The sequence below is a fragment of the Pontibacter kalidii genome, assembly GCF_026278245.1.
GTDB lineage: Bacteria > Bacteroidota > Bacteroidia > Cytophagales > Hymenobacteraceae > Pontibacter > Pontibacter kalidii.
Genome location: NZ_CP111079.1, coordinates 3,672,501 through 3,695,565, shown reverse-complemented (window position 1 = coordinate 3,695,565; position 23,065 = coordinate 3,672,501). Strand labels below are relative to the sequence as shown.

22 protein-coding genes and 1 tRNA gene (1 of these 23 running past the window's edge) are annotated in these 23,065 nt (G+C 52.6%); 16 read left to right on the top strand and 7 right to left on the bottom strand.

Features of this window, described 5'->3' with window-relative positions; translation table 11 throughout:
• Window positions 1–73: 73 nt before the first annotated feature.
• The 5 genes from OH144_RS15355 to OH144_RS15335 form a co-directional block, all read right to left on the bottom strand.
• A complete protein-coding gene (locus OH144_RS15355) occupies window positions 74–706 on the bottom strand; it encodes a hypothetical protein (protein WP_266203154.1) in 633 nt (210 codons plus the stop codon).
• Window positions 707–861: 155 nt separating this feature from the next.
• A complete protein-coding gene (gene lpcA / locus OH144_RS15350) occupies window positions 862–1,437 on the bottom strand; it encodes a D-sedoheptulose 7-phosphate isomerase (protein WP_266203153.1) in 576 nt (191 codons plus the stop codon).
• Between the two features lie 8 nt (window positions 1,438–1,445).
• Window positions 1,446–1,787, bottom strand: a complete 342-nt coding sequence (locus tag OH144_RS15345) for a hypothetical protein (RefSeq protein WP_266203152.1) — start codon at window positions 1,785–1,787, stop codon at window positions 1,446–1,448.
• A 128-nt stretch (window positions 1,788–1,915) separates the two neighbouring features.
• Window positions 1,916–3,754, bottom strand: a complete 1,839-nt coding sequence (locus OH144_RS15340) for an ABC transporter ATP-binding protein (protein ID WP_266203151.1) — start codon at window positions 3,752–3,754, stop codon at window positions 1,916–1,918.
• Window positions 3,755–4,154: 400 nt separating this feature from the next.
• Window positions 4,155–5,816 carry a hypothetical protein gene (locus OH144_RS15335; protein WP_266203150.1) on the bottom strand — a complete coding sequence of 554 codons (1,662 nt, stop codon included), beginning with the start codon at window positions 5,814–5,816 and terminating at the stop codon, window positions 4,155–4,157.
• A 248-nt stretch (window positions 5,817–6,064) separates the two neighbouring features.
• Here OH144_RS15335 and upp point away from each other — a divergent pair, with 248 nt between their 5' ends.
• The 3 genes from upp to OH144_RS15320 all read left to right on the top strand — a co-directional run bounded on the left by upp (window position 6,065) and on the right by OH144_RS15320 (window position 8,057).
• Window positions 6,065–6,721, top strand: coding sequence for a uracil phosphoribosyltransferase (gene upp / locus OH144_RS15330; protein ID WP_266203149.1), 657 nt, complete (start codon window positions 6,065–6,067; stop codon window positions 6,719–6,721).
• 201 nt (window positions 6,722–6,922) lie between these two features.
• Window positions 6,923–7,330 (top strand): hypothetical protein, encoded by a 408-nt coding sequence (locus OH144_RS15325; RefSeq protein WP_266203148.1) that lies wholly within the window; start codon window positions 6,923–6,925, stop codon window positions 7,328–7,330.
• Between the two features lie 475 nt (window positions 7,331–7,805).
• Window positions 7,806–8,057, top strand: a complete 252-nt coding sequence (locus OH144_RS15320) for a hypothetical protein (RefSeq protein WP_266203147.1) — start codon at window positions 7,806–7,808, stop codon at window positions 8,055–8,057.
• A gap of 104 nt (window positions 8,058–8,161) precedes the next feature.
• On the opposite strand, the gene OH144_RS15315 is transcribed toward OH144_RS15320, so the two are convergent.
• Window positions 8,162–9,520, bottom strand: coding sequence for a DEAD/DEAH box helicase (locus OH144_RS15315; protein ID WP_266203146.1), 1,359 nt, complete (start codon window positions 9,518–9,520; stop codon window positions 8,162–8,164).
• Window positions 9,521–9,759: 239 nt separating this feature from the next.
• Here OH144_RS15315 and OH144_RS15310 point away from each other — a divergent pair, with 239 nt between their 5' ends.
• The 9 genes from OH144_RS15310 (at window position 9,760) to OH144_RS15270 (ending at window position 17,423) form a co-directional block, all read left to right on the top strand.
• On the top strand, window positions 9,760–10,380 hold the full coding sequence (locus OH144_RS15310) for an outer membrane beta-barrel protein (protein WP_266203145.1): 621 nt from the start codon (window positions 9,760–9,762) through the stop codon (window positions 10,378–10,380).
• Between the two features lie 98 nt (window positions 10,381–10,478).
• Window positions 10,479–11,705 (top strand): serpin family protein, encoded by a 1,227-nt coding sequence (locus tag OH144_RS15305; RefSeq protein ID WP_266203144.1) that lies wholly within the window; start codon window positions 10,479–10,481, stop codon window positions 11,703–11,705.
• 81 nt (window positions 11,706–11,786) lie between these two features.
• Window positions 11,787–13,121 carry a dihydroorotase gene (locus tag OH144_RS15300; protein ID WP_266203143.1) on the top strand — a complete coding sequence of 445 codons (1,335 nt, stop codon included), beginning with the start codon at window positions 11,787–11,789 and terminating at the stop codon, window positions 13,119–13,121.
• Window positions 13,122–13,126: 5 nt separating this feature from the next.
• Entirely contained in the window at window positions 13,127–13,600 is a 474-nt protein-coding gene (locus OH144_RS15295) for a DinB family protein (protein ID WP_266203142.1), read from the top strand.
• Between the two features lie 65 nt (window positions 13,601–13,665).
• On the top strand, window positions 13,666–14,034 hold the full coding sequence (locus OH144_RS15290) for a DUF6980 family protein (RefSeq protein ID WP_266203141.1): 369 nt from the start codon (window positions 13,666–13,668) through the stop codon (window positions 14,032–14,034).
• A gap of 406 nt (window positions 14,035–14,440) precedes the next feature.
• Window positions 14,441–14,517 (top strand) — tRNA-His (locus OH144_RS15285).
• A 92-nt stretch (window positions 14,518–14,609) separates the two neighbouring features.
• On the top strand, window positions 14,610–15,533 hold the full coding sequence (locus OH144_RS15280) for a PfkB family carbohydrate kinase (RefSeq protein ID WP_266203140.1): 924 nt from the start codon (window positions 14,610–14,612) through the stop codon (window positions 15,531–15,533).
• A gap of 323 nt (window positions 15,534–15,856) precedes the next feature.
• Complete coding sequence (locus OH144_RS15275; protein ID WP_266203139.1) at window positions 15,857–16,057, top strand: hypothetical protein; 201 nt, start codon at window positions 15,857–15,859, stop codon at window positions 16,055–16,057.
• Window positions 16,058–16,184: 127 nt separating this feature from the next.
• On the top strand, window positions 16,185–17,423 hold the full coding sequence (locus tag OH144_RS15270; RefSeq protein ID WP_266203138.1) for an NAD(P)/FAD-dependent oxidoreductase: 1,239 nt from the start codon (window positions 16,185–16,187) through the stop codon (window positions 17,421–17,423).
• Between the two features lie 149 nt (window positions 17,424–17,572).
• Here the strand turns inward: OH144_RS15270 and OH144_RS15265 are convergent, their stop codons facing one another.
• On the bottom strand, window positions 17,573–19,288 hold the full coding sequence (locus tag OH144_RS15265) for a M61 family metallopeptidase (RefSeq protein WP_266203137.1): 1,716 nt from the start codon (window positions 19,286–19,288) through the stop codon (window positions 17,573–17,575).
• 1,198 nt (window positions 19,289–20,486) lie between these two features.
• Between OH144_RS15265 and rpmH the strand changes: the two genes are divergently transcribed.
• The 4 genes from rpmH to tsaB form a co-directional block, all read left to right on the top strand.
• Window positions 20,487–20,648: a 50S ribosomal protein L34 gene (gene rpmH / locus OH144_RS21580; RefSeq protein ID WP_071784616.1), complete on the top strand. Its 162-nt coding sequence runs from the start codon at window positions 20,487–20,489 to the stop codon at window positions 20,646–20,648.
• A 41-nt stretch (window positions 20,649–20,689) separates the two neighbouring features.
• Window positions 20,690–21,100, top strand: coding sequence for a ribonuclease P protein component (locus tag OH144_RS15255; protein WP_266203136.1), 411 nt, complete (start codon window positions 20,690–20,692; stop codon window positions 21,098–21,100).
• A gap of 29 nt (window positions 21,101–21,129) precedes the next feature.
• Window positions 21,130–22,779 (top strand): S41 family peptidase, encoded by a 1,650-nt coding sequence (locus tag OH144_RS15250; protein ID WP_266203135.1) that lies wholly within the window; start codon window positions 21,130–21,132, stop codon window positions 22,777–22,779.
• A 137-nt stretch (window positions 22,780–22,916) separates the two neighbouring features.
• Window positions 22,917–23,065, top strand: partial view of a tRNA (adenosine(37)-N6)-threonylcarbamoyltransferase complex dimerization subunit type 1 TsaB gene (gene tsaB, locus OH144_RS15245; protein WP_266203134.1) — the beginning only. It continues 547 nt past the right edge of the window; only the first 149 of its 696 coding nucleotides appear in the window; the start codon lies at window positions 22,917–22,919; its stop codon lies off the right edge, out of view.

The following is a 23,065-nucleotide window of genomic DNA, read 5'->3' as shown; positions in this document are numbered from 1 at the left end:
GGAACAACGCTGGTAATGAATTGATTCCGAATTATACTTTAAATATATAAAATTGGCGGGAGGGGCGTTGGAATTATTCGATTCTGGTCATATCCGGGTGCAGGGGCAGGTACGTATCGGCTAAATTCTCGCCTTTCGGGTGGATGGTGATGGCAGTGAGGATGCTGTCGGGAAGTAGAACCTCAAAGGCAATGCCCTGCTGCTGCGCATCATAAATGTAGACCTGCTGCTGCCGCTCGTTCCGGTAGTAAGCCAGCGGTTTCAGGTTGCCATACTGCTGCCTGATCTGGGCCAGGGTTTTTCCGGTGCCGATGCTGTCTGGAGTCTGGAACCGGGGCGAGTTTACCTGCACCTGCTTCACCTTGGGCCTCTCGTCGGTGCCGCCGAAATCGGAGACGGTGTAAACGGCTACGTAATGGGGCCCGTCAAGCCAAAACAACAAGGCTTTTCCCATGGCTGCATCGGTGCTGTCGGGCTGGCCAAGTATACTTGTCATTTTCTCGCCGGTCATGTCTATTTTTATTTTACCTATACTTTCACCAGGGAGGATCAGGTAAGCCGAGTCCGGTGTGGCAGGCGGAGGTGTTTGCACAGCAGTGGTGTCTGGAAGAGGCAGGGTAGCGGGTGTGGCTTGCTGGTTATTACCGTCCTGGCTCTGGCAGGAGAGGAGGCTGAGGCAAAGTATAACGTATAGCGCGTGCTTCATGGTAATACAGGCATCCTGAAAGTATGAATCTATACGTTACCCTACGTGGATCACACCATCATTGTATAGCCGCAGCCTGAAAAGCAGAAATCCGGGCGGCAGGAATATCGCTGCCACCCGGATTTCTGTACGTTGGTTTATACTGTAACGAGTGTTTACACCAGCTTCTGCTCCAGCAAAAGTATGAGTATGTGGATGACCTTGATGTGGATCTCCTGCACCCGGTCGGCGTAGCCGAAGTGCGGCACGCGCACCTCCACGTCGCAGAGCGGGGCCAGCTTGCCGCCGTCTTTGCCGGTCAGGCCCACCACCCGCATGCCTTTGGCTTTCGCGGTTTCGGCGGCCTTGATAACGTTGCCGGAGTTGCCGCTGGTGCTGATGGCCAGCAGCACGTCGCCTTTATTGCCCAGTGCCTCCAGGTAGCGGGAGAACACATACTCGTAGCCGTAGTCGTTGCCCACGCAACTCATGTGGCTGGCATCGGAGATGGAGATGGCGGGGAGGGCTTTGCGGTTGTCGCGGTAGCGACCGGTGAGCTCCTCGGCAAAATGCATGGCGTCGCACATGGAGCCGCCGTTGCCGCAGCTCAGGATTTTGCCCCCGTTCCGGATGGAAGTGGCCATCGCCTCGGCGGCCCGTTCAATGGATGCGATGTTTTCCGCATCAGACAGAAACGCGGTGAGCACTTCCTGTGCCTGCGTCAGTTCTGCAAGTATGGTAGTTGATGTCATGTAGGTGTTTACGCAACCTCTGCCTGGCGCTCCTCGGCATAGGTTTCTTTATAGCTATTGCTCCTAAACGCCTGGCGCTTCTCATAAAGTGCAGCCTTTAGGTTATTTATCTTCAGTTCGGCGCGGTAATTCTCGTGCTGCAGGTCGGCCACGTAAATGCTGCTCATCAGTACACGGGCCAGCATCACCACGCCGCCCACAGCTACCAGTCCTTTATAAAGGATCAGGACCTCGTTTTCTGTGTTTGTGTTCAAAATAGCATTTTCGTCTATGGCTCCGGCCAGGAGCAGTACCGTGAATATGATATAACCAAACACAAGTACATCGAGGAGTGCTTTTAGAGCTTTCATGCTGCTTTAGCGGTTTTAGTACAACAACTGTTTGGCTAAAATTAGCAAAAAAATATTATTTACAAATACTATGTAACTCTAAATTTGCGTTTTAGGCTTTATGGGTATGGCGGAAATGCAAATTCGGATTAAACCGTTAGCTGCATCTGCGTCAGTTTTGCGTACAAACCCGAGTGCTCCAGCAGCTCTTCGTGCGTGCCTCTTTCTACAATTCTTCCCTGCTGCAGCACCAGTATCTCATCGGCGTGCTGAATGGTACTTAACCTATGTGCAATTACAATAGAGGTGCGGTTCCGCATCAGGTTCATGAGCGCCTCCTGCACCAGTTTTTCCGATTCCGTGTCCAGTGCCGAGGTGGCCTCATCCAGGATGAGGATGGGCGGGTTCTGCAGGATGGCCCGGGCAATGCTCAGGCGCTGGCGCTGGCCACCGGAAAGCTTGCCCCCCCGGTCGCCGATCATGGTCTGGTAGCCGTCTTCGGCGTTGATGATGAACTCGTGCGCATTGGCGATTCTGGCGGCAGCGATGACTTCCTCTTCCGTGGCGTCGGTTTTGTTGAAGGCGATGTTGTTGAAGATGGTGTCGTTGAACAGGATGGACTCCTGCGTAACCACCCCGATCTGCGCCCGCACCGACTCCATGGTATAATCGCGGATGTCGTGGCCATCGATCAGTATGGCGCCGCCGGTTGGGTCGTAGAAGCGCGGCACCAGGTCGGCCAGCGTGGATTTACCGCCGCCTGATGGGCCTACCAGGGCCACCGTCTTTCCTTTCTGGATGCGGAAGTTGATATCCTGCAACACCGGTTTGTTGCCATAGGCAAAGGCCACGTCGCGGAACTCGATCTCATTTCTGAAAGCAGGCAGCACCTTGGCGTTTGGCTTGTTCACGATCTGTGGCTCTGTGTCGATTACCTGGAGTACCCGGTCGCCGGAAACCAGGCCGCGCTGGATGTTGCTGAAGGCCGCCGACATGGCCTTGGCTGGTACCAGCACCTGCGAGAACAGGATGATGTAGGTGATGAACTCACTGGCTGAGAGCTCGGACTCATTGTTCAGCACCATGGTGCCGCCATAGAGCAGCAGCCCCGCCACCACCGAAACCCCCAGGAACTCCGACAAGGGCGAAGCCAGGTCGCGCTTGTTGGCGATAGAGCGCTGGATGCGGGCATAGCGGTTGTTCTGGTCGTGGAACTTGCCAAGTATAAACGGCTCCGCGTTAAAGGCCTTAACCACGCGCATGCCGCTCAGGGTCTCATCAATAATAGTAAGTATAAAGCTGAGCGAGTTCTGGCCTTCCTTGGCTTTCCGCTTTAGGCGCTTCGAGATGCCGGCAATAATACCACCCGACAAGGGCAGCAGGATGAGCGAGAACAGCGTCAGCTCCACCGACATGTTAAAGAGAAGTATAAAGAAGGCGATGATCGAGATTGGCTCCCGGATCACCACCGTCAGTGTGCTCACCACCGAGCTTTCCACCTCCTGAATATCCACGGTCAGGCGCGTCATCAAATCACCCTTGCGCTCGTTGCTGAAGTAGCCCAGGTGCAGTTCGGTTACGCGCTGGTACACCGTCTGGCGCATGTTGCGCACCACATGCGCCCGCAGCGCCCCCACAATCCGGAAGGCCAGGTAGCGGAACAGGTTCGCCAAGAAAACCGATACCACGATGATGATACAGACGAACATTAACGCGCCCACACGGCCCTGGTCAAGTATCACCTGCCCGAAATGGTAGTAGAAGAACTCCTTAAAGAACTCGATGTTGAGTGCGAAGTCCGGCTTGGTGGAGACCATGGCCATCACCTCGTCGTTGCCCACTTTCCCGAAAAGCACATCCAGCAACGGAATGAGCAGCGTGAAGTTAAACAGGCCGAAAATGATGCCCAGGAAAGTATAAAGGGTATAGAGCGGCACAAACCGGCTGTAGGGTTTGGCAAACTGAAGTATGCGAAGGTAGGTCTTCATGGTACATTGGGGTTGCTAACCAGCTCTTCCGCACAGGCCTCTGGTATCGGTTAGCAACAAGTATAGCCACGCTGCGGCAGCCACAAATCAGGGTTAAGTTGTTTATACTTTGGCTATTACGGCATTATTCCGCTTGGCCGCTGCAAAGATACTGAAATAGAACGGAGTGGTAAATGCAAAGGAGAAGTTTTGGCAAAGCTGCTTAGAAGGAGGCAAGGTGCTGAAGGCATAAGCGGACATATGGCTTAAACCTACCGCGAGCTTTCAGCTCGTGGTTAACCACACCGACAAGCTTTCAGCTTACGTGAGTTATACTTATACTTTCGCAGGCTGAAAGCTCGCGGCAGAAGAAGTATAAAAAAACTGCCCCCTCCTGATTGCAGGAAGGGGCAGTAAGGGCTTAAAACTCGTGCAGCCTTTGCGGAATGTTCCAGCGGAGGGCGAAGGAGGTGAAGGAGGTGTTGTAATCCGGTGCCTCGCCTGCTGCCTTTACGCGGCGCACGATCTGCTTTAAATCCACGAACAGATTGTGGCGCAACTGGAAGGTAGCGGTCAGGTCGGCGTGCACCTGGTTCGTTTTAACGCCCTGCCCGATCTCGTTGCCGTAGGTGGATACGCGGTCGAGGTAGGAGAGGAGCACGTTGTTGCCGTAGTTCAGCGTGTCGGTGGCGGTTACCACATCCTGGCCATACTGGGTGGCAATGGCCTTGGCCGTCAGGTGCAGGCGCGGGATGGGTTGGTAGCGCACGATGCCCACCAACTCCACCAGGTTAGCCCCCATAGGGTGCGCCAGCGGCTGGCGGTAGTGCTGGAAATTGGAGAACTCGTCGGCGTACTGGTAAGTATAGGGGCGGATGGCGTTCACCTCGCCCTGCAGATCCAGATTGCTCACACCAAAGGCATCGATGTACTTGGCTCCGATCTGGCCGCCGAACTTATTGCCCCACCAGCCTTTGCCTGCCCTTACCTCGTCTATCACAAATTCATCCAGTGCCACCTGGCCATATAATTGCAAGCGGTTCCAGAGGTTCCAGCGGAAATCACCGCCCAGCAGCACGTTGTCGGGGCTGCCCAGGCCGTGCTCCACGCTGCGGTAGAAAATAACCGGATTCAGGTACTGCAGCTCGAAACGGCCCTTGCCGCGCGCAAAGATCACCTGCTCGTATAAGCCGAAGTTGAAGTTGTCGGTAATGTTGACACCCAGGCGGTGCATGGCCATGTACTTCTTAGGGTACAGCTCATCGCGGCGGTTAAATACCGGAATCAGCTCCTGAAAGAGGTTCATATAGTGCAGCTTCCATACTTTGGTGTTGAGCTTGAGGAAGAAGGCCGGAGGTGCGTAATCGGAGTAGAGCAGGGAGCGGTAGCCGTCGCCGATAAAGTGGCGGTCGTGGCCCAACTGCACCTCCACGTGCTTGCTCAAGGCGTAGTTCATATAACCACGGGCGGTGATGTAGTCGGCTCCGTCGTTCTTAAAGTCTTTCCAGAACCCCTCGTGCGGCACCACGCCGTCCCTGCGGATGCGGCGGTTCACGTACTCGGGGTAGCGGGCCTGGTTCTCGGCCACGAAGAAGTAAAAGCCGAACCGGTCGTCTATGCTTCCCTCTATCTGGGCCCCGCGGGTGTTCACATAACGCACCCCATCCGATTCGTTATCCACGCCCACCTCAAAATGAATCACCGGGTTTACGCGCAGCACAAAATCCTCGGTATCCACATGGTAGAGGTCGGACACGTTGCGGTAGAAGTGCGTGAGGAAAGGTTTGCGGCTCTCGTTCTGCGCCTGGTCGGTGTAGTTCCAGTTATCGTTGAGCAGGTAGGCGGCGTTATATGCATCAACGCGGGAGGTGGCGTTGCGGGCGCTGATCTCGGCCAGCGCCGCCACATCAGCCCGCCCATACGGTTTCACGGCCGTGTGCATTTCCGGCAGCTGTTTGCCATACTTTATCTGGAAGCGGTCCACGAGGTGATAGGTGTCGCGGTCGTAGGGCATGTAGACGTCCTGCGCTTGCGCGGCGAGGGCGGCAAGCGAGAGGGTGAGGGCACCAAGTATGCGTTTCATGTATAGCTTATTAAAGGGAAATCAATATAATAAAATGCGAATGTACTGTTTTTGAAGCTGATTATACTTGTAGGGCAGCTTAATTTATACTTCCTGCGGTTTAAACGGATGAATACGAGATTGTGGTGCCTCAGCGTTCCGCAGTAAAGGAAAATAAGGCAATGGGTGAGCTAAATTTAGCGCCGGCTTTGGTGCAAGCCCGTTGCCATGTGTATCTTTAAGCCGATCATCAGCCCCAAATACCCCACATGGAAAAGAAACAAGTACATATCCTGACAGATACGCCTTCGCTTGCCAACCACTATGTCGCCGAACTGCGTGATGTGCAGGTGCACGGCGACAGTATGCGCTTCCGCCGAAACCTGGAGCGCCTGGGGGAGTTGTTGGCCTACGAGATTTCTAAAACGCTTCCGTATCGAGAGGCAACCATTACCACGCCGCTGGCCGAGACCCAGACACTGCTGCTGGCCGAGCAGCCGGTGCTGGCTACCATTCTTCGGGCGGGGCTGCCGTTGTATAACGGTATGCTGAACTATTTTGATAAGGCCTACAGCACTTTTGTGGGCGCTTACCGTGTGGAGGAGGAGAACACAGCGCTGCAGATCAACATGGAGTACCTGGCCTCTACCGACCTGCATGACAAGATCCTGATTCTGGCAGACCCGATGCTGGCTACCGGCCGCTCGCTGGTAAAATCTTACCAGGGCATGCTGCGCCACGGAAAGCCGCTGCAGGTGCACTTTGCCGCCGCCATTGCCGCCCCTGAGGGCCTGGCCTACGTGCAGGAGCAGGTGCCCGAGGCGCATGTCTGGCTGGGCGCGTTGGATGATCACCTGAACGAGAAGTCATACATTGTGCCGGGTCTCGGCGACGCCGGCGACCTTGCCTTCGGCCCGAAAATATAGTATCACCTTAGCTTAGGCTTAGCCGCCATTGCAGCAGTTTACACGGTGCCGGAGTAAGGGTTTTATACGCATACATGAAATTCGCTGAGCTTCGTATAAGCTATTTGGTACTACCTCAGCCCCGGAGTAGACATCATTTTACTAGGAGAGCCCCCTGTGTCTGTAGAAATATTAAAATACCTTTCGGTATACCTGGCGAGTATGGTGAAGTTTATCGGAGGGCCTTTAGCGGGTGTTGCTGCCGGACTGACGTACCTGGAGTCTGTGCTGCTAACGATTGCGGGCATGATGACCACGGTGGTTATCTTCTCTATTGTCGGGAGGGCGTTTGCCAAATGGTGGTCTGCGCGGCAGCGGGCAAAGAATGCTTCGGTGTTCAATAAAAAGAACCGCCGCATCGTCAAAGTCTGGAAAAGCTATGGCGTGGTAGGAGTGGCCTTCTTAACGCCCGTCATCTTCTCACCAATTCTGGGTACCGTAGTTGTCGCAGTTCTTGGAGCATCGCGCAAGCAAATATTTATACACATGCTTTGGAGCGCCATCGTCTGGAGCACGGTGTTAAACCTGGTGGTGTTTGAGTTCGGCGATCTGGCTGAGCAGTGGTTTTAAGGATATAGCTGCTTGTTTCAATAGTACTTGGCCCGACCACCCCTGCATCTGGTCCAACCACTCTTGCCCCTCCTAGTCAAAGGAGGGGAGTCTGCTTTTGCTACTGCTGAAGTATGAGTCTTATAGTTGCTACCGTTGCGTAGTTAAGTCGCGCCTGTCCCTACAAGCATAAACTTAGCATATGATTACATCCCCCTACCCCCTTCAAAGGGGGACTTTGGTTCACGTTGTATAGCAAAAGCTATCGAACCTGATCCCAGTCCTTGGGTTGAGCGCCTATGCGAGTTTTTCCGGTGCCGAACGTGAGTGAGGCATTGCGACGTCAGGAGCAAAGGAAAAGCTCCCAGCGCGATGCCCTTATCGAGGGCCCCTACCCCCAGGACGAGCCCTCTCGGGCTTGAGAGCACCAAAGTATGAAGTGCAACTTTAGGTTTATGGGAACTAGAGGATCAGCGGTAACTAGCAAGTATAGCTTGTGTCAAAAAGCAGGAAGCAGCGGCTAGGGAAGTATAGCCAAAGTATAAAAGCATGGCTTACGCGGATTAGGAAATCCGCAGCAGCAGTAGTTCCGGACAAGGATGTCCGGAACAGCAAGTATAAAAGTATAGCCAAAGCAAGTATGGCTTTCCAAGCCAGTTGGGTTGCAAACCCAACGAATAAAAAGACACGGGCTGAAAGCCCGCGCCAGCGGAAGTATGGATATTTGGGAAGTATAAAGTATAGCTGAAGTATGAAATCCTGCTCATCCCTTTATCCTGAGAATCCTGATTCAGACACAAGTATAAACAAGAACGTCCGGAAGTATAAGGTATACTTCCGGACGCGCCATTTTTATTTCCTGCGGCTGCCTTTTTTCTTCGTCTTCTGCCAGCCCGAGTTCTTCGGGTCGCCTTTCTTCTTGCCCTTCTCGAAATTCGATTTGTGCTTGCCTTTTTTCTCATGGAAAGCACCTTTGAAGTCCGGGTTCTCGCTGCGCTTCTGGTGGTCGATGTCGCGGGCGATGGCCTGCTGCTCCTCAAAGGTTATCTCATGGATCTTTACTTCCGGCGGCATCGGCTGCTCGGGTATCTGCATTCTGATCAGCTTTTCGATCTTGCGGATGTGATACATTTCTGCCGGGTTGGCAAACGTAATGGCTGCCCCGACATTTTCAGCCCGGCCTGTCCGGCCAATGCGGTGCACGTAATCCTCGTACACAAACGGTACATCAAAGTTGATCACATGGCTCACCATACTCACGTCAATCCCGCGCGAGGCCACATCAGTAGCTACTAAAAAGCGCACATCGCCGCTTTTAAAGGCTTCCATGGAGTTGATGCGTGTGTTCTGCCCTTTGTTGCCGTGTATCGCCCGCACTTCGCCGTATTCGCGCCGTTCCAGGAATTTAGCCACATCTTCCGCATTCTTTTTGCTCCGGGTAAAGATGATCACGCGGTTAAACGTCTCCCTGTCCTGGATGATGTGCTCGAGCATCGCAATTTTGGTGCGCAGGTTCGGTACCTGGTACAATACCTGGCTTACGGTTTCTACGGGCGTTGCCTGGGGCGTTACTTCAATGCGGGTCGGGAACTCCAGAAACTCTTCCGACAGCTCCACTACTTTTGGGTGCATCGTTGCCGAAAACAGCAGGTTCTGGCGTTTGCGCGGGATCACTTCCAGCATCTGGCGGATCTGCGGCATGAAGCCCATGTCCATCATCTTATCGGCCTCGTCCAGCACCAGCGTTTTTACTTCCTTCAGTATCAGTTCGCCTTTCAGGTAGAGCTCCATCAGGCGCTTTGGCGTGGAAACCAGTATGTCGAGCCCTTTATTTATAGTTTCGATCTGGGTTTTCGGGCCGAGACCTCCGTAAATAACCGTATGGCGGATGTCGGTATACTTGCCCAGCAGCGTAATATTCTCCTCGATCTGCATGGCCAGCTCCCGGGTAGGGGCTAGTATGATGGCGCGCGGGTTCATACCCTGTGCATACTTCACCTTCATCAGTATCGGTAACAGGAAAGCGGCCGTTTTACCGGTGCCGGTCTGGGCAATGCCCATCACGTCGTGTCCGCCCATTATGACCGGAATCGCCTTTAATTGTATGGGCGTGGGCTTTTCGTAGCCAGCCTCTTCAATGGCGTTCAGCAGCTGCCTGTTCAGCTTAAAATCCTCGAACGTGGTTATCTCTTTCTCTGCTTCTTCGGCCATGGGGATACTTTATACTTGGTGTTGAAGTGCAAAGGTACGGGAAAAATGGTTAACACCGTTTGCAGCGGCTTAACTCAGGTAAGAAGAGTAGTGCAAGTTATACTTTAAATGAGTATATTGATGCTGCTATACTTTACCTGCTCCTTATGAAAACAAAACTTATACTCTGTTCCATCTGCACTTTCACATGCCTACATATTGCAACTGCTCAGAAGCTTTCTTTCGGGCCTAGTTTTGGGTTGATAAACCAAGGTGACGCCGGCAGAGTGCTGCTGGACTCGGTTCAGGTGGAGTTGCAGGGCGGAGGTGGCCTTAGTGGCTACTTTGGCGGATACGTTTCTTATCGAATAAACAGGGCGTTCAGCATCTCATCAGGTATAAACTATTATGATGATGGCATTAGTTACCTTGTGTACAACACCAGAAAAGATTGCCAGTTCTGCCCGATCGTAAAAGCCGGCGGGGTAGCGCATGCTTCAATCGAGGTTCCCCTGCTTGTGGAGTTCAACATCCCTTTAACCGAAGGGAAGCTTTTTATTATGGCAGGCGTGTCGCCAAGTATAAGGCTGCAGCGGAAAGGTGGCGCATACTACTTCCACAAAGATGCGGGGCAGGGCGTGTCGGATGTGCTGCCCGCCATGCGCACGGCTGTAAAACCTGTAGTATGGGACTCTTCTGTCGGAGTTGGGGCAAATATCTGGCGGCTCAGGCTGGAGGCAAGGTATCAGGCAAATCTTACACGTTCGGCTAATAACGCGGTTAAGGTATGGGGCAAGAGCTATGATTTTATGTCGAGCCACGCCAACATGCGCCTGGGACTGGGGTACAACCTAAACTGGAAAAAGATGCAGGGGGATTGACATTCCATATACTTCTACAGGCATGGCACTTGCAACCATCGGCCCAGCACGAGGGTCATGAAAAAAAGAACCTATACGTTGCCCTGAACCCTACTGCCATGAACAAAAACACGCTCCTGTTAAGTATAGCCACAGCGGCTGCCATGCTGTTTTCCGGCTGCCAGCAAGACGACGCTTCGGACAACGCTCCCAACATACGCGCCCTGACGGTGCAGGAGCAGAAAACCGTGCAAAGCTCCAACGACTTTGCCTTTCGAGCCTTTGCACAGCTAAGCGAGGAGGAAGGGGCCGAAAACGTATTCATCTCGCCGCTAAGTATCAGCATGGCCTTAACCATGACCTACAACGGAGCCGATGGCGCTACGAAAGAAGCCATGCGCCAGACGCTGGGGTTCGAACCGGCTTCGGATGAAGAAATCAACCAATCTTTCAAGAGCCTTTCAGAGCTGTTGAAAGGGATCGATAAGAAAGTAGTTTTCACCTCGGCCAACTCCTTGTGGTACAGAAAAGATCTGCAACTGCAGGCTCCTTTCCTCAAGGCTAACCAAACCTACTTCGATGCCATGGTGCAGGGACTTGACTTTTCTTCGCCTGCCGCCAAAGACCAGATTAACAGTTGGGTGGAGCAGAAAACCAATGGGAAGATCGAAAGCATTGTGGAGGAGGTAACTCCCCGCCATGTACTATTCCTGATCAACGCCATTTACTTTAAAGGCACCTGGGCCTATCCCTTCGATAAAAAGCTGACGCAGCCAGGGCAGTTCTTCCTCGAAAATGGCACCACGGTTACCCACGACTTCATGACGATGAAGGAAGGCAAGTACCTGTACTACCAGGACCAAACCAAGGAAGTGCTGGACCTGCCCTACGGAAACAAGCAGTACAGCATGACCTTGATGATGCCTAAAGCCGGGCACAATGTGCAGGAGGTGGTGCAGGAGCTGAACAAGATGAACCTGAGCAGCTGGTTATCCGCTGCGGATACCTCTAAGCTGGAGCTGCACATGCCCAAATTTAAGCTGGAGTACGAGAAAGAACTGAACGAACTGCTGGAGCAGCTGGGCATGGGCATCGCCTTTACAGAAGCAGCTGACCTGAGCCGTATGGTGGAAGGAAAGAGCAACCTGGCTATCTCCGAGGTGAAGCATAAAACGTTTGTAGAGGTGAACGAAGAAGGCACAGAAGCCACGGCGGCAACCTCTGTAGGTATTGTCGTTACTTCACTGCCGCCCTCCATCCATATCAACAGGCCTTTCGTTTTCCTTATCCGGGAGAAATCCTCCAACGCCATCCTGTTCATTGGTAAACTGATGCAGCCGGAGTAAAGCACTGCCGACAAACCAATAGGATTTATGCCTGAAACTAAGATAATGTGTTAATTTTGCTCAACACGTATCTTAGCAAGCATGAAATCCATCCTCATAAAAAACGCTCAACTTGTAAACGAAGGAAGTATAACCACCGCCGACGTGCTGGTGCAGAACGGCCGCATCGCGCAGATTGGCCAACGTATAGCCGCAGAGGCCGACCAAACCATCGATGCCACCGGTTTATACTTGCTGCCCGGCGTGATCGACGACCAGGTGCACTTCCGCGAGCCGGGACTGACGCATAAAGCCAATATCGAAACGGAGGCCCGGGCGGCCGTAGCAGGTGGTACCACCTCGTTTATGGAGATGCCCAACACGGTGCCGAACGCTACCACGCAGGAACTGCTGGAGGACAAGTATAAAATCGCGGCGGAAACCTCGCTGGCCAACTACTCCTTCTACATGGGAGCCACCAACGATAACCTGGCCGAGGTACTGCTCACCAACCCCAACACGGTTTGCGGCATCAAGATCTTTATGGGCTCCTCTACAGGCAACATGCTGGTAGATAACGAGCAGACGCTGGAGCAGATTTTTGCCAAAGCCAAACTGCCCATCGCTGTGCACTGCGAGGACGAGCAAACCATCCGCGACAACATGGCGCTCTACGAGGCAAAGTATGGCGAGGACATTCCGGTGAAGTGCCATCCCGAGATTCGCAACGAAGCTGCTTGCTTTAAATCGTCCTTTATGGCCGTGAAGTTGGCCGAGAAGCACAACACGCGCCTGCACATCCTGCATATTTCCACCGAAGAAGAACTGAAGCTGTTCCGCAACGACATTCCGCTGGAGCAAAAACGCATAACGGCCGAAGTATGCGTGCACCACCTCTGGTTCGATAAGGATGACTACGATACCTATGGCACGCAGATAAAATGTAACCCAGCTATAAAAGAGGCGCGCCACAAGCAGGGCTTGCTGAAAGGCCTGCTGGAGGACAAGCTCGACGTGATTGCCACCGACCATGCCCCGCACCTGTGGGAAGAGAAGCAGGGCAAGTATAAGCAGGCGCCATCCGGGGTGCCGCTGGTGCAGCACTCGCTGCAGATGATGCTCGAGTTTGTAAAGCAAGGAAAGCTGACGCTGGAGAAAATGGTGGAGAAAATGAGCCATGCGCCGGCTATACTTTTCAATGTGCGCGAGCGCGGCTACATACGCCAAGGCTACTGGGCTGACCTGGTGCTGGTAGACCCGAACAAATTGTACACCGTTACAAAAGAGAACACCTACTATAAGTGCGGCTGGTCTCCGTTTGAAGGACATACCTTTAGCTCCAGCATAACCCATACTTTCGTTTCCGGTCACCTGGCTTTTGCCAACGGGGAATTTGACGAGCGCAAGAAAGGGGAGCGAATGCTGTTCGACCGGTAGAAAGTATGGAAAGCATCATGTCGTTGCAGTATGATATGGTAAGGCATTCCCGTGATGTGCTCTTGCTGTACTGTGATACAGTCAGCCCAGCGGACTTCTTAGTTGAAAACAGCTCCTTTGGCAGGGAGAGCATGCGGAACCTGCTGGTGCACATCGGCAATACCTATGAGTTTTGGTTGGGGAATCAGGGGCTCCAGAAAAAAGACATTCCCTTCACCGCATATGGGGCGGTTAGCAATGTGGGGGAGTGCCGGGCCTTTTTCAGGAGAATCGATGCGCTGATGACAGAGTTCATCACATTTTTCGCGAAGAACTACCTGGATTACATCCATGTGGAGTTGAATGGTGCCAGCACCAAGGCTACCCCGCTTAAGCTGTTCACGCATACCATTACGCATGAGTTCCACCATAAAGGGCAGATACTCTCTTTAAGCAGGCACCTGGGCTACACTCCCGTTGATACAGATATTTTGCGTTAGACGTAGGTATAAATGTGTGGCAACTAGCTTTTGGGTACTGCTGCCAGCTTTTTCGAAGTATAGTTATGGACTTAGATAGATTTAAAGAACTACACGCCCGTTATTTCGGGAAGGAGTTGCCGGAGGAGGTAATGGCTTCGGAGGAGTATGAGGCGTATGTGGATGCCATACATGAAAACGAGGCCTGCTACAACTGGGCCACCGCCGAAAAGCTAAAGGCCCAAGGCTTCGACTACGAAGGCTATTGCTGCCTGATGATGGCCGACAAAGTATACCAGAGCCTGGATGCAGAGGGAGAGATAAAGTATGACGACCCGGAGGTGATCATCAACAAGTGGGACGAAGGACTTTACGGCATTCCGGTGCACGATGGCAGCGCGTCTATGGTGGTGATCAACTACTGCCCGTGGTGCGGAAACAAACTGAGTCAATAGTATGGCGCGAGCGTCCTCGCTCGTGTCAGAATATAGCTGGGCACACCATAGCTGATCATACCGCCAGTTTGAGCACAGCGGTAACTGGTGGTTTAGCTTTGAGCCAGTTTGTAACTGGCGTGTTTTGGAATTATAGTTTCGCCAGTTACAAACTGGCCCCATGCTTAGCCACAAGTTGCAAACTTGCGGCATATAGTACTCTTTACCTGGTCAGGAGCAGGTAGTGTGCAGATCCCCAAATAGTTAGTTGGGGCGGTGCCATTTTTGCTGGCCGAACGGGCATACATTTATACTTGTTTGCGTAAGTATAAAGGCAGCAGATAACTGAAATTTTTCTGCAAAAATGTGCGCAGAGTATTGCATTATGTGATTTGCTGCGTATATTTGCACTCTCAAATGAGACACGGTGGTTGTAGCTCAGTAGGTTAGAGCACCAGATTGTGATTCTGGGGGTCGTGGGTTCGAGCCCCATCTTCCACCCCAAGCCCTTGAAGCAAACCTTCAAGGGCTTTTTCGTTTATATTGCATGAGCGTCTATTCACTCATGCAAAAATCACTCATTCAAAATTAAAAATATGAGCTTAGTAGTAGTCGGTTCGATGGCGTTCGATGCGCTGGAGACCCCCTTCGGAAAAACAGATAAAATCGTGGGCGGTGCGGCCACATACATCTCTTTGTCGTCTTCATACTTCGTGAAGCCCGTAAACGTGGTGTCGGTAGTGGGTGGCGATTTTGACCAGGACCACGTGAAACTGATGCACCAGCGCAACATCAGCACCGAAGGCATGCAGGTGAAGGAGAACGAGAAGTCTTTCTTCTGGTCTGGCCGCTACTTCAACGACATGAACAGCCGCGAAACGCTGGTGACGGAGTTGAACGTGCTGGGCGATTTTGACCCGATCATTCCGGAAAGCTACCAGAACTGCGAATACCTGATGCTGGGCAACCTGGCGCCGCAGGTGCAGAAAACGGTGATCGAGCGCCTGAACAACCGTCCGAAGCTGATCGTGATGGACACCATGAACTTCTGGATGGACATTGCCCTCGACGAGCTGAAAGAGACGATAAAGCTGATCGATGTCCTTTCGATCAACGATGAGGAGGCGCGCCAGCTGAGCGGGGAGTACTCTTTGGTGAAAGCTGCCAAGAAAATTATGGCGATGGGGCCAAAATTCCTGATCATCAAAAAAGGTGAGCATGGCGCCCTGCTGTTTAACGAAGAGAAAGTATTTTTTGCCCCAGCCCTGCCGCTGGAGGAAGTGTTCGACCCAACCGGCGCCGGCGATACCTTTGCGGGCGGCTTTATCGGGTACCTGGCCAGCTGCAACGATATCAGCTTCGAAAGTATGAAACGTGCCGTGATCTATGGCTCTGCCATGGCCTCGTTCTGCGTGGAGAAATTTGGAACCGAGCGCCTGAAAAACCTGACGCAGGAGGAGATCGACGGCCGCGTGCAGCAGTTCGTGAACCTGGTGGCATTTGATACGGTGCTGCAGTAAGTATAGGTAAGTATAAACCCCAAGTTACGATTTACTAGTGCAGTGCAGGTGTAAACCCACCCCTAACCCCTCCGAGGAGGGGAATTACCTGCTCTTTTGCGAAATTCCCCTCCTCGGAGGGGCAGGGGTGGGTGAATCGCAACTTGAGTCATAAAGTATAAAAGGGAGGCTTTGGCTTCCCTTTTTTGTTTGAGATGTAGTGCAAAAAAGATTCTCGTCCGGGCCTTTTTGATAGCTTCTTACGTATGAGGTGCAGCATCTAAGTGCAACAAAGTGGGGCCCGATGGGGTAAACTATACTATACACTAGAAGGAAAACAAGCTATGAGCATCAAGAATGAGAATAAGAAGAATTTGGATGAGTTGAAGAAAAACAATCCAAATCAGGAAGACCAGAGTAAGCCAATGGGTAACATCGATGATAACCCGGTGCGCAACAAACTGAATAAAGACGCAACTAAAGTGCAGAACCCGAACCGTAACCTGGCAAAGGGCGGTAACAATACGCCATACGATAAAAAGTAAGGCGTTCTAACAAAATAAGCTATGAAAACTACGAAAGGAAAGCTCTTGACAAGGGCTTTCTTTTTTTGTGCCCATGCTGTGTGGTTAAGGGGCTTCTGCCTATCTTTAGGAGGCCTTGAAGTTTAACATGCACAAAACCGATATCTGTATACTTGGCGCTGGTCCAGCCGGAGCCACTGCCGCGCTGCACCTCGCCAACAAAGGCATTCCATCGCTGCTAATCGACAAATCTACCTTCCCGCGCGATAAAGTATGCGGCGATGCCCTGAGCGGCAAGGTAGTGAACGAACTGCGCCGCATCTCCCTGGATTTGCCTGCACAATTGGGGGAACTGCAGGAGGCCTTGCCTTCCTGGGGCATCCATTTCATCTCGCCCGGCGGTCATAAGCTAAGTGTGCCGTTCAAGTATAACTACAGGCCTGAGCAGGACACACCGGCAGGCTACATCTCCAAACGCATTCACTTTGATGATTTCCTGGTGGAGCAGGTGCGGCAGCGGTCCGAGGTCGATTTTCGGGAGAATATAGACGTGGTAAAGTATGAGCGCACTCCAGAAGGCGGGTTTATACTTTCGGATAAGCAAGGGCAGCCGCTGGTGCAGGCAAATCTGCTGCTGGTGGCCAACGGGGCGCAGTCGGGTTTCACACGGCATGTGGCAGAACTGCAGCAAGAGCCGGAGCACTACTGCGCCGGCCTGCGGGCCTACTACAAAGGCGTGGAAGGCATGGATGCCGATGGCTTTATAGAGCTTCACTTCTTCAAGGATTTTCTGCCGGGGTATTTCTGGATCTTCCCGCTGCCGAACGGGCAGGCCAATGTGGGGGTGGGCATGTTGAGCAGCGCCGTGAGCCGTAAAAAAGTGAACCTCAAAAAAGAGATGCAGCAGATGATCGCGTCGCACCCCGAGCTGCAGCAGCGCTTTGCCAACGCTGAGCTGGTGGATGACATCCGTGGCTTTGGGCTACCGCTGGGCTCTCGGAAACGGGTTATCTCCGGAGATAACTACATGCTGCTGGGTGATGCCGGGGCCTTGATTGATCCTTTTACCGGCGAAGGCATCAGCAACGCCATGATCAGCGGGCGCTGGGCGGCAGCGCAGGCTGAAAAGTGCCTGGAGCAGCAGGATTTCTCGGGTGCCTTTATGCAAGGCTACGACAAAGCTGTGTACAACCGCCTCTGGAAAGAGCTCCGGCTGAGCCGCCAGATGCAAAAGCTGCTAAACTATCCCTGGCTGTTTGATAAAGTGGCCAGTAAAGCCTCCAGAAACCAAGCGCTCGCCGAAACCATCTCCTGCATGTTCAACGACCTGGACCTGCGCGAGCGGTTACGGCAACCCTCCTTTTACGCTAAGCTGTTGTTTAATTAGAGGGACTGCTTTTTAGCTGGCGCGAGTGTCCTCGCTCGTGACTGGCTATAGTGTGGGCCTCCGCCCCAGTTGAGTTACAAACTCAACATCATACTAAGACACGAGTTGAAAACTCGCGCCAGCCGAGAATATCAATAGGAAAAGGCCCACTAAAACTCCTGCTTCAGCCATAGCCTAAAGTTTTCTTTCTCCGCCGCCGTGGCATCTTGCCGCTTCTGCACGGTATGTTTGCTGTAAAAGCTTTGGCCGTTGGGCTCCAGCCTGACCACGCGCAGCTGCTTTTCCCGGAACAGCGCCAGCTCCACCTCCTGCGGCTCCAGTGCCAACAGCTGCTGCAGGTTGCTCTCCAGTTTGCGCCCGTTCAGGGCCACCAACTCATCCTCTATACTTAGCAGCTCACGGGCAGGAGAGCCTGGGGCAATGGCCGTCACTTTTATACTTCCCTCGGAAGAGATCTTAAAGCCATACTTGCCCTCATAAATAAGTGGGTTTTGCTGTTCGGCCAAATTACAACCCACATAACGCAGCGCCTCATCCAGCGTCGGTTCTATAGGTTCGGTGCCGTTGATGTATTTGTCGAAGTATAGCTGGAACGACTGCCCAGCCACCTTATTTACTAGATTTGCATAATCCTGCGCGGTATAGCCGGTGTTCTTTTTGCCAAAACGCTCCCAAAACTCCCGCATCACCACATCCATACTCGCTTTGTTGCCGGTGGCTTTGCGTAGCTGCAGGTCGAGGAGCAGAGTCGTAAGGGCGCCCTTGATGTAGATGGATACCTTGCGGTCAGGGATGCCGGGCTTGTAGCCGTCCAGCCACAGGTCAAAGGAGGAGTCGGCGACGGAGAGGTTGTGGCGGCTGTAGTCGGCAAAGTAGCGCTGCAGGCTGGTGTTTAGTTCTTCGAAGTATGCCTCGGCGGTAAAAAAGCCGCTGCGGGCCAGCATGTAGTCGCCGTAGTACGTGGTGATACCCTCGGCCACATAGCCGGTTTTAAAGTAGTTCTCCTGCGCAAAGTTGTAGGGCAGCATCTCCTTGGGCCGGATCTTTTTGATGTTCCACGTATGGAAAAGCTCATGCGAGCTCACGCCCACAAACTCTTTGTACAGGCTCGGCGTCATCAGTAATTCGCCTGGCCCCAGCGTAATAACAGTGGAGTGGCTATGCTCCACGCCGTGGTAATAGCGGTAAGGCAGGATCTCGTTGAGGTAATGATATTCCTTCACCGGAAAGTCGCCGAACACCGCCAGTTGCTCTTTGGTGAACCCGGCGAAGTCCTGCTTCATCTTCTCCCAATCCGGCTGGCAATCGCCTTGCAACCAAATGTGGAAAGTATAACCATCTACCTCAAAGGTCTCGCGCTTCAGGCTCTCGCTGGCAATGAAGGGGCTATCTGCCAGCTCATCGAAGTTTTCGGCCTGTAGCGTATGTTTTTCTGTCTCCGGCAAGCCGCAGGCAATCGTCCATTCCTCCGGCAGCTGCAGCTTCAACTGGCATGGCTCCTGCTCGCGCCCCTCCACTGCCATCAGGCAGTTGATCGGATTCAGGTAAAGCTGTTCCTCATCCAGCCACGAACCGCCGGCGTCCATCTGGCGGGCAAAAAAGCTGTAGCTGATCGCTACTTCCGAAGCAACTCCGGTCTGCACCTTCCAGCGGTCTTTGGTTACTTTGTCTATGGTGATGCCCTCTCCGTTGGCAGAGGCCGTAACCGCCCGCAGCTTCTGGGCAAAGTGCTGCAGTTCATACCTGCCGGGCCGCCAGGCGGGCAGCTGCAAGTATAAGGCCTGCTGCTGGTTCTCTTTTATAGTGATGGTGATGTCGACAAAATGCGTAAGCGGGTTCTGGAAGGAGAGGTGATAGTGGATCATAGTTTATCGGGCTGATGCGTCAGGTTATACTTTTGTGTTGCAGATTATACTTGATAAAGTACGTTAGGTGGCGTAAAGGTAGTTTTTATACTTTGAGATTTGCTGTAGGCAGCCTGCTTGTGGGTATTCAGCCCTAACCCTCATCACTCCACCCTTCTCCTGAGAACAGGAGGGTGAGCTAGTACCGGGTCCAACCACCCCTGCCCCTCCTTAACCAAGGAGGGGAGCCTGTAACTGCTGCTACCAAAGTATAAGTTCTATAGCCGCTGTTCTTGCGTGGACAGGTCGCGACCTGTCCACGCAAAGTATAAACCCACCCTTTCCTGCTCTGTCGGATTTGCAATCCGGAAGTATAGTAGCCGCGGATTTGTAATCTGCCATAGCAAAGGCAGTAGCTACGGACAGAAAAGCGGATTGCAAATCCGGAACAGCAGGACTACAAAGTATAAACCCACCCCTGCCCCCTTCAAAGGGGGACTTGGTTCAAGTTGCATCAGCGGGGGCTATCAAACCTGATCCCAGTCCTTGGGTTGAGCGCCTTCTAGATTTCCGGTTTCGCTTCAGCGAAATTGCGGAGACCGCAGGTCAAGCAAAGGAAATGTAGACAGCGCGATGCCCGTGGACGAGGCCTCCCGGCCTGGAGGGAGCCACAGCCAGAGATGAAATGAGCAGCTGGTAAGGCCGTGGATCAGCGGCAGCTAGCAAGAATAGCCTGTTTCAAATGGAAGGTAGCAGCGGCTAGTGAAGTATAGCCAAAGTATGAAGTATAATGTATGGCTCTGCGAGCCAGTCGGGTTACAAACCCGACATCATAGAAGGCACGGGTTGCAAACCCGCGGCAGTGATAGGTGAAGCTTGTGTCAAGTTGCGGGAAGCGGAAGCTATGGAAGTATAACTCAAGTGTAAATTATGGCTTTGCAAGCTAGTCGAATCACAGACTCGATACCACTTAAAGACACAAGTCTGCAGACTTGCGGCAGCAGTATTATTGGGCAAGTATAAAGAAGAGGCAAAGCCGGTACAGTCGCTTCAAAGTATAAAACCAGTCCTCTACAAGCCTGTAAAGCTTCCCGGAGGCAACTGTTTCAACACCGATACGCAGCTCTACAGCATCTTTTTACAAAAATTATGAACCAGACTTTGCTATTCTTTAAAGGTTTACTAATTTTGCAGGCCATAATAAAACCATTGGCAGACGATGAAAAGAACATTCCAGCCTTCTCAGAGAAAAAGAAGAAACAAGCACGGTTTCAGATCAAGAATGGAAACCGCTAACGGTAGAAGAGTATTGGCCAGCAGAAGAGCCAAAGGCAGAAAGAGACTGACAGTTTCTAGCGAGAAAAGACATAAGGCAGCTTAATTCCTGATACAGGAATTGGTTTCGCTATTGTATAGCCGCTAATGGATTCAGCAGCAGCTAACGAGCAGCAAGCCGGCCAGCCTAACAGTTATACATTTTCGAAAGAAGAACACTTGTGCAGTAAGCGGCTCATTTCGCTGCTGTTCGCCAAGGGTTCTTCTTTTAATTTGTATCCGCTGCGGTTTGTGTACCACACGCCGCAGGACCTGCCGCCTGGGCAAACCCAGGTGCTCCTCTCCGTTTCTAAACGCTACTTCAAGCGTGCCGTAGATCGCAACCGCCTCAAAAGGCAGATGCGTGAGGCGTACCGCCTTAACAAGCACCTCCTGCTGCAGCACCCGGCCCAGGCGCCCCGCCTGCTGGGGATCCTGTATATTGGCAAGGAAAAAAAATCCTTCCAGTCTATCCAAAAAAAACTAATTTCAGGTTTGGAGCGTTGTCTAAATAAATAGACTTACCTGCGTCTCCTTAGCCTGATATTATGTACAAGAAAACTATAACCGGTCTGCTGGTGGGCGTTTTTGCCCTGGGCCTCTTCTCTTTCAAAACCGATTCCGAGAAATACTTCGAGATAGCCAAGAACCTGGATGTTTTTGCCACGCTGTTCAAAGAAGTAAATACCTATTACGTGGACGATGTGCCCCCTGCCCAGATGATGCGGGAAGGCATCGACGCTATGCTTAAGTCACTCGACCCTTACACGAATTACATTCCCGAAGACGATATTGAGGATTTTCGCACCATGACCACCGGCCAGTATGGCGGCATTGGTGCGATTATCGGCAGCCGCGACGGTAAAGTGGTGGTGCAGATGCCGTACGAGAACTCCCCGGCACACAAAGCAGGCCTAACCATCGGCGACGAGATCCTGAAAGTGAACGGCGTGGACGTGCGGGGCAAATCTACCGAAGAGGTAAGCAAGCTGCTGAAAGGCCAGGCTAACACGGCCATCAAACTGGAGGTGCGCAGCTACGGGCAGAACAAATCCAGAAACCTGGAGCTGATGCGTGAGAACATCATGGTGGATAACGTACCCTACTATGGCATGCTGGACGGCCAGATCGGCTACCTGCAGCTTTCGGGCTTTACGGTGGATGCAGGCAAAGAGGTGAAGATGGCGGTGCAGAAGCTCAAGGAGATGGGCGCTCAGAAGATTGTTTTAGACCTGCGCGACAACCCGGGAGGCCTGCTGCATGAGGCAGTGAATATATCGAACGTTTTCGTGGAGAAGGGCCGCGATATTGTAAGCACCAAAGGTAAGGTAGAGGAGTGGAACAAAACCTATAAGGCGCTGGATGAGCCGCTGGACCTGGAGATGCCGCTGGTGGTGCTGACAAGTTCACGCAGCGCTTCAGCTTCCGAGATTGTGGCCGGCGTGATGCAGGACTACGACCGGGCCGTGCTGGTAGGGGAGCGCACCTTTGGGAAAGGCCTGGTGCAGGTAACGCGCCCGCTGTCTTACAACTCACAGCTAAAAGTAACCACAGCTAAATACTATATACCGAGCGGCCGTTGCATCCAGGCTATCGATTATGCCCACCGCAACGAAGACGGCAGCGTGGCCACTATTCCGGACTCGCTTCGCGCGGCCTTTAAAACAGCATCGGGCAGGGTGGTGTACGACGGCGGGGGCGTTAGCCCGGATGTGGAGGTAGAGCAGCCAGCCTTCTCCGAAATCACCAGAACTATCGCGGGTAAAGGCTACTTCTTCGACTATGCCAACAAGTATAAATCAGAGCACCCAGGTATCCCTTCGGCCAAAGAGTTTAAACTGACGGATGCCGAGTATAAGAAGTTTGTGTCTTACCTGGAGGATAAGGACCTGTCTTACACTACCGCCATCGAGAACGAGCTGGAAGATGTGGCCTCTAAGGCCAAGGAAGGCAAGCACTATGATGATATCCAGGCAGAGCTCGACGCCATCAGAAAGAAAGTATCCCATAACAAATCGAACGACCTGATGCGCTTCCGCGCCGAGATTCAGGAGATGCTGGAGGCGGAGATCGCTTCGCGCTACTACCTGCAGAAAGGGTACATCGAGTCTTCCTTTGATGATGACCCCGATATTCTGGCAGCGGTGCAGGTGCTCAACGATCCGGCCAAGTATAAATCATACCTGAAGGCCCATTAAAAGTATAAAACGCGCAAACAGGGGAGGGAGGTGCAGCAGTGCCTCCCTCTTTTGCGTTGGAGAAGCTATACTTTTGGAGGCTTCGCTTGTGTGGCGTAATTTTGCAGACATCTTATAAACTATAACCCTACTTGCACATGCCGTTGTTGCTCGCGCTCGAAACCTCTACCATTGTCTGTTCTATCGCACTATATAAAGATCAGCAGTTGCTGGGGGCTTCGGAGTTGCAGATCGAGAAATCGCATTCATCCCACATCACTGTGATGGTGTCGCAGTTGGTGGAGAA